The organism is Spirulina sp. 06S082 (genome assembly GCF_034932145.1).
GTDB lineage: Bacteria > Cyanobacteriota > Cyanobacteriia > Cyanobacteriales > Spirulinaceae > CCY15215.
This window is the reverse complement of sequence record NZ_JAYGHV010000392.1, coordinates 19,338-29,475: the sequence shown is the minus strand read 5'-3', so window position 1 is coordinate 29,475 and position 10,138 is coordinate 19,338. Positions and strand designations below refer to the sequence as shown.

Below are 10,138 nucleotides of genomic sequence, written 5' to 3'. Positions count from 1 at the left end.
CAGATACAGAAAATTTAATGATAGCTAATGATTTGATGGATTTTACTGGTTTAGCGGCTGCATCATCTGTTCTACCTATATTTTTTGATTTTATTTCTGAAGAAGAGAAGTTGATAATTTGTAATTTGATTGCTGGATCTATTACACATATCAATACAAATATTAGACATAAAATAGCAGAAGGAATTAAAGAATATCTCTGGCAAAGAAACCTCGAATTCGCTCAACAATGCGTCTTTGGAGCTTTAGAGTATGCACGCTTTCAGAAAGAAACTCAATCTGAAAGGATAAAGTTAGGGGTACTATCTCAGCAGATACATTTGTCATTTTCAAATGAAGATAGAGCAAGGTATACCTTAGAAAAAGAAGCTGAAGAAGCAAAATTAAACGCTAAAATAAATGAGTTTCGTAGTAAATTGGCGCGAGGTGAATTTCCACACGACTACCAGAAAATTGATTTTGAGACGCACGATCCAAATTATATTTTAAGTCCGTGTTTAATGATTCCTAATGGCTCAAGAGAAACTATTTTTATTGAATTTTTCTCAAATATTTTGACTTTTTTCTTTAAAGCAGAACAAGAGGAAAAACAATCTAATGGTACAACGGATGATGAGTGTACAATGGATTATGAGATACCATTAGATTTTGCAAAATGCTTTGCTCAACATCTATTCCTCCTGCACGATTCAAACTTCTCTGATTATATTGAACAACTCAAGTTAGGTTGCCAAATTGCACCTAGCTTCACTTATCCTATTATTCTGTACGTCGCAGTAGAAGCTGAAAAAGTAAAACAGGCAGAAATTTATTGGCAACTTTGTAAGGAATTGTCACCGACAGTGCAAAAAATAGCAATTGAGATTGCTCAACGTGACTCTGATTATCGACATCGAGATGAAACTTATGAGTTGATACGTGGTATGTTGAGAGCCGATCCCGAATGGCAAGAAATTGATGCTGAAAATCAAGATATAGCTTTGGGAAAAGAACTGATTCTTGAGTTTGTGACTAATGCAGGGAAAAATCCAGATGTATTTGACGCATTGGCTAGGCTCATTTATTATTTTCCTTCTATCTTTTTCGATTTAGGAATACATATTTTAGCAAAATATCAAAAAGAAGAAGGAGGAATCCGTTTATTTTCCGGAATTAATACAGCATTTTATTTAGAAAGAGCAATTCAACGCTTTCTACAACTCGAGCAAACCGGAGCATTATCAAAAAAAATGCACGAATCTTGTTTTATTTTGCTTGATGCAATTGTTGAAACTGCTTCCTCAAGAGCATATTATTTGAGAGAGCATTTAATTCGTTCTCGAAAAATACAATAGGATAAACGCATCTAAATCCATATCAAGCATCGCAGAATAGCCGTCTCTACCAAGGAAACCACTTTCTCACTTTTCGCCACGAACCTCTCACGCGATCGACAATCTGCTCGTTCTTCTGCGATCGCCAATAATGAGGGAATTGAGAAAAACTTGTTCGAGTCAACGATCTAGAACTGATAAAATTGCTTCATTATTTGTGATTAACTTTCAATATCCAATGACAATAGATGTGAATCCAGAACAACGAAAATATGCTGCTGCAACTCTTCGCAACCGTCAACCGATTTTAGAGGTTTTGCAGGAAGTTCTACCCCCGAGAGGAACAGTTCTGGAAATCGCAAGTGGAACTGGAGAACATAGCATCTATTTTGCTCCAAACTTGCAACCGAGAAAATGGTTGCCTAGCGAACCCAACCCGGTAATGCGTTTGAGTATTGAAGCCTGGCGATCGCATTCCCCCAGCCCAAATCTCTATCCTGTCATTGACCTCAATGTTTGCGATCGCCCTTGGCCGATCGAGGGAGAAGGCACTACCCAGGAGCAATTCGACTTTAGCACCGATCCCATTACGGCGATCGTCAATATCAACATGATTCATATTTCCCCTTGGGAGGCGTGTTTGGGACTCATGGCAGGGGCGGGGCGCATTCTCCCTCCCAAGGGTATTCTTTACCTTTACGGTCCCTACAAACGAGACGGACAGCATACTGCCTCGAGCAATCAAGAATTCGATCGCTCCCTGCGATCGCGCCATCCCGAGTGGGGAGTTCGAGATATCGAAGCCGTCATCGCCGCCGCCCGAGTCGAAAACTTAACCTTCCTCAAAACCGTGGAAATGCCTGCCAATAACCTATCTGTAATTTTCCAAAGAGAACTAAATCACTAATCACTGAGAAGGGGGTATCCCTTCGATCGCGATCGCCGCATCAATGACCGATCGCACAATGGGAGCCGCCACCGTCGTCCCGAAAATATCCTTTCCCTTGGGTTCGTCGAGAACAGCCAAAACCACGAGGCGAGGGTCATCTACAGGGAAAGAAGCCACAAAACTAACAATTTTAATATTTTCATAATATCCCCCCGTAGGACTGGCTTTTTGAGCCGTTCCCGATTTTCCGGCGATGCGATAACCGCGAATGTTCATATTAGCACCAGAATTCGTTGTCGCCGCCGCCATTTTTTCCAAAACAATTCGACTCGTCTCTTCGGAAAAAACCGTTTTGAGAGGGCGCGGCTCTGGATGTGCGCTCGTTTGTCCCTCAGAGTCAACCCAAGCGCGAATGAGATGGGGTCTGACTAATTTTCCCCCATTGGCGATCGCCGCGTGAAGTTGCGCTAATTTCAGAGGAGTCAAGGAAAAACCTTGCCCAAATGCTGTCGTTGCGGCTTCCACGGGAGAACCTAAAAATTTCTGTAAATCTTTAAGTTGTCCGGCTCCTTCCCCCGGTAGTTCGATCCCGGCTCTTTGGTTAAGCTCCAGATTCATCAGCGCTTCGTGATATTGTCTAACATTCATGCGCTGGATTAGATCGACCATCCCCGTATTGCTCGAATGTTGGAGAACTTGGATCAAATTGAGGCGACCTCTAGCTCCGACAGTATCGTAGTCGTGGTTTTTAATTTCCCAATGTTCAATTTTGAGTTTACCGCGATCGTTAAAGATACTATTGCCCTGAATTGCTCCCAATTCCAAGGCGATCGCCACATTAATCGGTTTAAAAGTAGAACCCGGTTCGTATAAATCCGTTACCGCCCAACTTTTAAATAAACTAACATCGTATTTAGAATATTTGTTGGGATCGAAAGTCGGTTCGCAAACCAAAGCCAGTAACGACCCATCTCGCACATCCATAACAACGATCGTGCCTCGCTTGGCCTGATATTTGGCCAAACTCTCCTTCAGAAGCGATCGCGTCACCCTCTGCAAGCGCATATCGAGGGTCAGTTGCAGATGCTTATCATCAAAATCGATAAACCCTTCCGACATGGGATCGGGAACTAATGCCCCATTTCCGGCTCGGCGCAGTCTGAGGGTGCGAATTTTGGGTTCGAGTAAATCTTGTTGAGTGTATTCTAATCCCGCTTGTCCCTGATGGTCTAAATCAACATACCCGACAACTTCTGAAGCGAGTTCCTGTTGGGGGTAAAGTCGAGAATACTGACGAATCAATTCTAATCCATCCAGTTTCAGAGCCGTAATTTGATTGGCCGTATCTTCGGGTAAGGAATTGGCGAGGGAAAGTCCACTTTTTTGCTTGGCGAACTTTTCCAACAACTCTCGGCGATCGAGATCGAGCAACCCCGCTAATTTAGTCGCCACTTCTGCCTTTGTCACCTTAAATTGACTGGGATGGGCATAAAGACTGTAAACAAGGCGATCGCTTGCCAAAACATTGCCATTGCGATCGACAATGGAGCGTCTGGGAACATAAGGACGCATATACACTTGCTGTTGTTGTTGCGCCTTATTGGCCAGTCGTTCCGCCCCCAACACCTGCAACCGATACAAATTTAACCCCAACCCTCCCATACCAATCAAAAGTATTCCCCAAACTAACAGTAAGCGAGCATTACCCAAACTTGTCTTGACGGAACGATGAGATTTTTTGCGGGTTTTGGGCGTTTTTGAGGAATTGACGGAAGGTTTGTTTCTCGGACGCAGAGGGGTAACTTTAGAATCAGTCATGAGAGAAAAGGCAATAGGCAATAGGCAAAGAGGGAAGGAAAAACTCCCATTCCCGATTACCTATCTTGATTAATATCCCAACGGTGTATTCCCTCGGGCTGGTTTGGGAGAAGGGGAAGATTTGGCCGATGCTTGTACGACGGTGGGTTCAATGGGAGAAGGCTCAAGGAAAATCGTATTACTGGGACTGGGAGACTGCAAGCCACTGCTTTCGGCTTCTACACCCAAATGATTATTAATCTGGGCGCGAGCCATACTCAGTTCCTGGAGTTGTCGCTGTAAAGATTGGCGTTTTTGATAAGCGTTGCTCCACTCTTGTTGAATTCCGACCATTGAGGAATAGACCATTAAAACAGCGACGACTAAACAAAAAGTAACAATAGAAGAACCGTGTTTGAGAGCGATTAGACAGCGCAACCAGAAGGGAATCTGCCGCGATCGCTCTGGAAATGGCGTGAGAGGACGAGGCTGCCCTGGAACCGCAGCAAGGGGCGTTCTCTGGGCTGTGGGATGACGAACGACATTCCCGGCGATTTCTGGGGCATTTCCTGCTGTATAGCGGGCAGAGCGAGAAGGGCGACTTCTTCGGGTCGAGGACTGGGGCGGGCGATCGGGTGTAAAAGAGCGAGCAGAAGCAATCATAAAACATATCTCCTTGGGTTACAAATCTTAAGGTGAATTTACCTCCGAAAAGGGCGAGAAATCGTCATAATCCTAACATTAGAAGTTAAAGTTTGGGGTTGCCCTCAGATCGGGAAGGGGGTGACGGGACTAGGAAACTAAATCCCGATGCCTCATGCCTCTAATCTTTGAATTCCCAATTTTTTTGCTCCTTCACTCATTGATTATGCTATTACTCCAATTCAGTACCTCTCACTACTGTCGCAAAGCGCGATTAGCACTGGGCTATAAAAAAATCGCCTATCAGGTTGAAAATTTGACTCCGGGGTTGCATATTTTAAAACTTAGACCGCTTACGGGTTTAACAACAGTGCCAGTGTTGCTTCCTCAACAGCCTGGGGAACCCGAGGCGATCGCCGATTCAACGGCAATTTTTAAATATTTGGACAAATTTTGTCCTGAGCCGTCTTTATACCCCACTGAGCCAATTTTAAAAAAGCAAACAGAGTTACTAGAAGATTGGTTAGATGAGAGCATCGGCACAGCAACCCGCTTTGTTTATTATGACTATAGAGCGGGAGAAGGGCAATCAATCGATCCGTCTTTATTCTCTCGCCTACTGATAAATGTAGTTCGCCGTCAATACGGAATCACCCCTGGAGCGGTCAAGTTAGCGCGATCGCGTTTGCTTTTGGCAATGCAGGTGTTATCTTCTTGGCAGGAAAGTTCCACTCTCGTTGGCGATACTTTCAGTATTGCAGATCTAGCGGCGGCGGCGTTATTGAGTCCCCTGGCTTTACTTCCCGAATACAGAGAAGCCTATCCTTGGATTTTCGATCGCATTCGTGAAGTTCACGATCGCTGTAATGAACCTTTACCCCCAGGATTTTAAATGATGAATAAATTATTATGTTTGGGGATTGGGCTTAGTTTTGTGGGGTTGGTGGGAGTCCAAGCAGGTTTGACTTTACCGCCTCCAGAAGATATACCCGAAGAGGTCTTGCGAAATGAGATTATTTTAGAAGCGCGATCGCCTCTTGACGGCGAACTGCTGACGGCGGCAGAATATGCGGAACTAGAAGAAAAACTCTCTCAACCCCAAGCCTTTATCGATCTAGATCCCACTCTCGAACAGCTTATTCTCTTACTCCACATTCGCAAAACAATTAACACGCTGATTCCTTTTGCTAATTTTTAAAAATCGACAAAAATTGTTCATTAATTGTTGAAAATGGGTAGACAATCTAAACGCAAACAAATCAAAAAAGAAACCCCTTCGCCATCTCAATCTTCCGAAGCGAGTTCCCATCCCAACCAATTTATAAGCCAAGTTGAAAAACAAGGATATCGATTTGAAAAGATCGATCGCTCTCCCGATATCCCCAACGATAAAATTGAGCCAGAAGTTTAATAAATACAATTATTAATTAATTCTCAATGCAAGACTGGTGGGAAAATACTTTTCCAAAAGGAAGACAAATGCTAACGATTACCGATGCAAATGAGGCATCGGTACAAATTGCCTACGGTGAAAAAGGAACAGGAAAACCGCTCATTTTGGTGCATGGTATTGCCAGTTGGAGTTATAGTTGGAGACATACGATCGCGCCTCTTGCAGAGCATTTTCGCGTCTTTTGTATTGATGCAAAAGGACATGGTTTTTCCGATAAACCTTTAAGCCCCGATAAAATTGGACATCAAATCATTGAACTGCAACGCATTATCGAAGCATTATGCGATGAACCCGTTACGATTATCGCCCAATCTTTAGGGGCATTAATTAGTTTAGCCCTCGTACAGCAAAAACCGGAATTATGCGATCGCCTCGTCCTCATTAATGTACCGATTTTTCTCAATACTTTGCCCACGTGGTGGATGCAATTCTTGGCTTATTTACCCTTAGAATTAGTGCAGTTTGTGGATCGATCGCGCCTATTGAAAAAAACTGCACCATTAGCAAGGGGAATAACCGGATATTTTCGGCGCGAAGTTGTTGCCGATCCTGCTTTAATTAATCCCACAGATGTTTACTGGATTACCTATCCTTATATTGAAATGGAAGGGGCGATCGCCAAATATGCCGAAGATATTCAGCTATCAATAAAAGTCATTCAAGGTATATCTTCAGACCCTACCAATTTTATTCGTACAGTACGAGAAAATTTAGCAAATACCCATACTCCTTGCCTAATTCTTTGGGGCGATCGCGATCGTTGGTTTCCTTCTAGCCACGGAGAACAACTCCATCAATGTTTGCCCAATTCCCAATTTAAACTCCTTAAAAACTGTGGACACGATGCCTCTGGGAGTTGTTCAGAACAAGTTAATTTAGCACTGTTAGATTTTCTACTTTAGTATTTCTCAATGCCTAGTGGTCTGTCAATGACTTTTGGGCGGGTAAGAGCGATCGCTATAACCCTAATCCATTTCAATGGATTTTTTGTATGAGACAGGGATTTTCAATCCCTGGCGGATCTGGCTATACTCGTCATTTTAAGTATGACAGACTATAACATGCCGAAAAACTTTAAAATCTTTCCTCTTTTATTTCTGTCCGCAAACGGACTGACTCTGCATGAGAATGTAATCCTTCCGCATTAGCTAGAGTTTGAATTGCCCGAGAAACTTTGCTTAATGCCGTTTCAGAATATTGAATTAAACTTGAATGCTTCATAAACGTTTCTACTCCCAATGCAGACGCATATCGCGCCGCACCAGAAGTGGGTAAAGTATGATTGGGTCCTGCTAAATAATCCCCCACCGCTTCAGGAGTTGAATTCCCCAAGAAAACCGCTCCCGCATGACGAATGCGATCGAGTAAACCCCAAGGATCGGCAATTTCTAACTCTAAATGTTCCGGTGCAAACAAATTAGAATAATGCGCCGCCGTTTCCAGAGAATCAACAATTACAATTAAGCCATAATGGGCGATCGCTTTTTCCGTTAAAATGCGGCGGGGATGGTTTTCTAATTGTTTTTTAACTTCTAATTGAACCTGTTGTGCTAATCTTTCCTCAGTGGTCAGTAAAATAGCCGCAGCAAGGGGATCGTGTTCTGCCTGTGCCAACAAATCCGCCGCAACATGAACCGGGTTAGCATGGCGATCGGCAATAATTAAAACCTCCGAGGGACCCGCTAGGGAATCAATCCCCACGGTTCCATAAACCATCTTTTTCGCTAGGGTAACATAAATATTCCCCGGTCCCGTAATCACATCGACATTAGGGATAGTTTGCGTCCCATAAGCCAGTGCCGCGATCGCCTGGGCTCCCCCAACCCGATAAATTTCCGTTACCCCCGCTTCTTGAGCCGCAACCAAAACAGCAGGATTAATTTTGCCATCCTCGGCTGGGGGTGTAACCATGACAATATAAGGAACTGCGGCCACTTTAGCTGGGACAGCGTTCATCAATACTGTACTGGGGTAGGCACCCCGGCCGCCCGGTATATATAAGCCCGATCGATCGTCCGGGTGTTAGCGCTTGCCCAAAACAACCTCATCATCGCCAAAATGCACCCAAGACTTGGGGATGCGCTGGCGATGAAAGGCTTCAATTTGACGGCGAGCCAAGGCGATCGCCTCGAGTAATTCCTTCGAGACTTGTTGGTAAGCGGCATCCAATTCCGAGCCACTCACCCGCAATTGCTCTATCGTTAAAGTCTGCCCGTCAAACTTTTCCGTGTAATCAAGTAAAGCGCGATCGCCCTCTCGTCTCACGGTTTGAATAATTTCCCGTACTGCTTCTTCTTGAGGTAGCATCCCGCCATTACGAGTACGACTGCTGATGCGCTCCAGTTCGGTTTTGGCTTCAGTTGGTTCGGTGATGATTCGCAGCATAGAATCCCAATGCCTTTGCTACTTGGTAGGTTAGGGTTTGGACTCCGACACTTTCTAAAGACGTATCTCCAGATTGAGCCGATTCCTCGTTCTTTTCTATAGCTTAACTTGGATTCCTTGCTGGTTGCTTGTTCCTCCTGCTAGATATTGGGAAAATTTTCTCTAACCGCAGCCCAAGTTCTCTCTCAATTCAAGGACAGTTGCTTGCACGAGTCTCGAAAATAGTGCTATATTAGTATGTCCACAGTCTGTGCCTAGACTGTATCGACTCGATCGCCAGCAAAGAATATTTTTTGAGCATATTTTTTGGTCCCAACGCGATCGCCCCGAAAATAACCCATGAGAAAGGGATTTCACCGGGGTTTGAGTCTCACCAACCTAAAATCCAAAATACGTTTCCCCCTAAAGTTTAAGACAACCGTGGCTAACTCTAAATCTGCAATTAAACGCATACAAGTCGCCGAACGCAATCGGCTGAGAAATAAAGCATATAAATCTGCTGTAAAAACCTTAATGAAACGCTATTTTGCTGCTGTAGAGGCTTATGTCGCTTCTCCGACAGAGGCAGGGAAAGCAGAAATCGATCTGGCACTATCCAAGGCATACAGCAAAATCGATAAAGCTGTCAAACAAGGCACTCTGCACCGCAATACTGGTTCGCGCAAAAAATCCCGTTTGGTCAGATTCTGGCAACGGACGAGCGCAACACTTCAAGATTCATCTTCCTCAACTTCATCGGCAGAAATCGCGTCCTAAAATAAAATAAAATAAATTCAATTTTGTAGACGATCGCTCAACTCAATTCGGCTCAATAATCAGTTCGGCAACACGGGTTTAAATGCAGTTAATCGATACGCACGTTCATCTGAACTTTGATACATTCCAAGGAGATTTAGACGCTCTGCAAACCCGTTGGCAAGATGCTGGGGTTGTTCAACTCATTCATTCTTGTGTCGATCCCAGCGAATTCCCCCAAACCCAAAACCTCGCCGATCGCTTCGGGAATCTTTCTTTTTCAGTGGGTTTACACCCCTTAGACGCGGACAAATGGAAAGCCGACTCGCGAGAAGAAATTCGCACCCTAGCCATTTCCGATCCGCGAGTCGTGGCGATCGGCGAATTGGGTTTGGATTTTTATAAAGCTGAAAACCAAGAGCAGCAAAAAAAGGTCTGTCAAGCTCAACTCGAACTAGCAGTAGAACTCGATCTCCCGGTTATCGTGCATTGTCGCGATGCGGCGGATTCATTGCAAGGGTTAATCGAGACAGTGAATCAAGAGAAAGGGAAGGTACGAGGGGTGATGCACTGTTGGAGCGGAACTCCAGAAGAAACCCAAAAGTTTCTCGACTTAGGGTTTTACGTGAGTTTTAGCGGCATTGTCACCTTTAAAAAAGCAGAAACCGTCCAACAGTCTGCCCGTATTGTTCCCAGCGATCGCCTGCTTATTGAAACCGATTGTCCCTTTCTCGCTCCCGTTCCCAAACGAGGCAAGCGCAACGAACCCGCCTTTGTTCGCTACGTTGCCGAAGAACTCGCCAAATTGCGCGAGTGCGACCTAGAAAACCTAGCAGCGCAAACCACAGCCAATGCTTGTCGGCTATTTAACCTAAAAATTTAGTATTTATTTATTTGTTGTTTGTCGATCGTCCCCAACACCCC

The 10,138-nt window shown here is 44.4% G+C and carries 9 protein-coding genes and 2 pseudogenes; 8 read left to right on the top strand and 3 right to left on the bottom strand.

Annotated features, from left to right (window positions below; all coding sequences use genetic code 11):
• Positions 1–1,334: pseudogene (locus VB714_RS23235) on the top strand (ATP-binding protein); the annotation flags it as partial.
• Positions 1,335–1,551: 217 nt separating this feature from the next.
• Positions 1,552–2,220 carry a DUF938 domain-containing protein gene (locus tag VB714_RS23230; RefSeq protein ID WP_323227185.1) on the top strand — a complete coding sequence of 223 codons (669 nt, stop codon included), beginning with the start codon at positions 1,552–1,554 and terminating at the stop codon, positions 2,218–2,220.
• On the opposite strand, the gene VB714_RS23225 is transcribed toward VB714_RS23230, so the two are convergent.
• The gene (locus VB714_RS23225; RefSeq protein ID WP_323227184.1) at positions 2,221–4,020 is read right to left on the bottom strand and encodes a penicillin-binding protein 2; all 1,800 of its coding nucleotides are present in this window, start codon (positions 4,018–4,020) and stop codon (positions 2,221–2,223) included.
• Positions 4,021–4,089: 69 nt separating this feature from the next.
• Entirely contained in the window at positions 4,090–4,662 is a 573-nt protein-coding gene (locus VB714_RS23220) for a hypothetical protein (protein ID WP_323227182.1), read from the bottom strand.
• A gap of 205 nt (positions 4,663–4,867) precedes the next feature.
• On the opposite strand from VB714_RS23220, the gene VB714_RS23215 reads away from it, so the two are divergent.
• The 4 genes from VB714_RS23215 to VB714_RS23200 are packed head-to-tail and all read left to right on the top strand — an operon-like array spanning position 4,868 to position 6,996.
• The gene (locus VB714_RS23215) at positions 4,868–5,533 is read left to right on the top strand and encodes a glutathione S-transferase family protein (RefSeq protein ID WP_323227181.1); all 666 of its coding nucleotides are present in this window, start codon (positions 4,868–4,870) and stop codon (positions 5,531–5,533) included.
• Entirely contained in the window at positions 5,534–5,839 is a 306-nt protein-coding gene (locus VB714_RS23210) for a hypothetical protein (protein ID WP_323227180.1), read from the top strand.
• 33 nt (positions 5,840–5,872) lie between these two features.
• On the top strand, positions 5,873–6,052 hold the full coding sequence (locus VB714_RS23205) for a hypothetical protein (RefSeq protein WP_323227178.1): 180 nt from the start codon (positions 5,873–5,875) through the stop codon (positions 6,050–6,052).
• A gap of 26 nt (positions 6,053–6,078) precedes the next feature.
• Entirely contained in the window at positions 6,079–6,996 is a 918-nt protein-coding gene (locus tag VB714_RS23200; protein ID WP_323227177.1) for an alpha/beta hydrolase, read from the top strand.
• Between the two features lie 172 nt (positions 6,997–7,168).
• Here the strand turns inward: VB714_RS23200 and hisD are convergent.
• Positions 7,169–8,479, bottom strand: a pseudogene (gene hisD / locus VB714_RS23195) (histidinol dehydrogenase).
• A gap of 420 nt (positions 8,480–8,899) precedes the next feature.
• Here hisD and rpsT point away from each other — a divergent pair.
• Positions 8,900–9,235, top strand: coding sequence for a 30S ribosomal protein S20 (gene rpsT, locus VB714_RS23190; RefSeq protein WP_323227175.1), 336 nt, complete (start codon positions 8,900–8,902; stop codon positions 9,233–9,235).
• An 82-nt stretch (positions 9,236–9,317) separates the two neighbouring features.
• Entirely contained in the window at positions 9,318–10,097 is a 780-nt protein-coding gene (locus VB714_RS23185) for a TatD family hydrolase (RefSeq protein WP_323227173.1), read from the top strand.
• Positions 10,098–10,138: the final 41 nt, after the last annotated feature.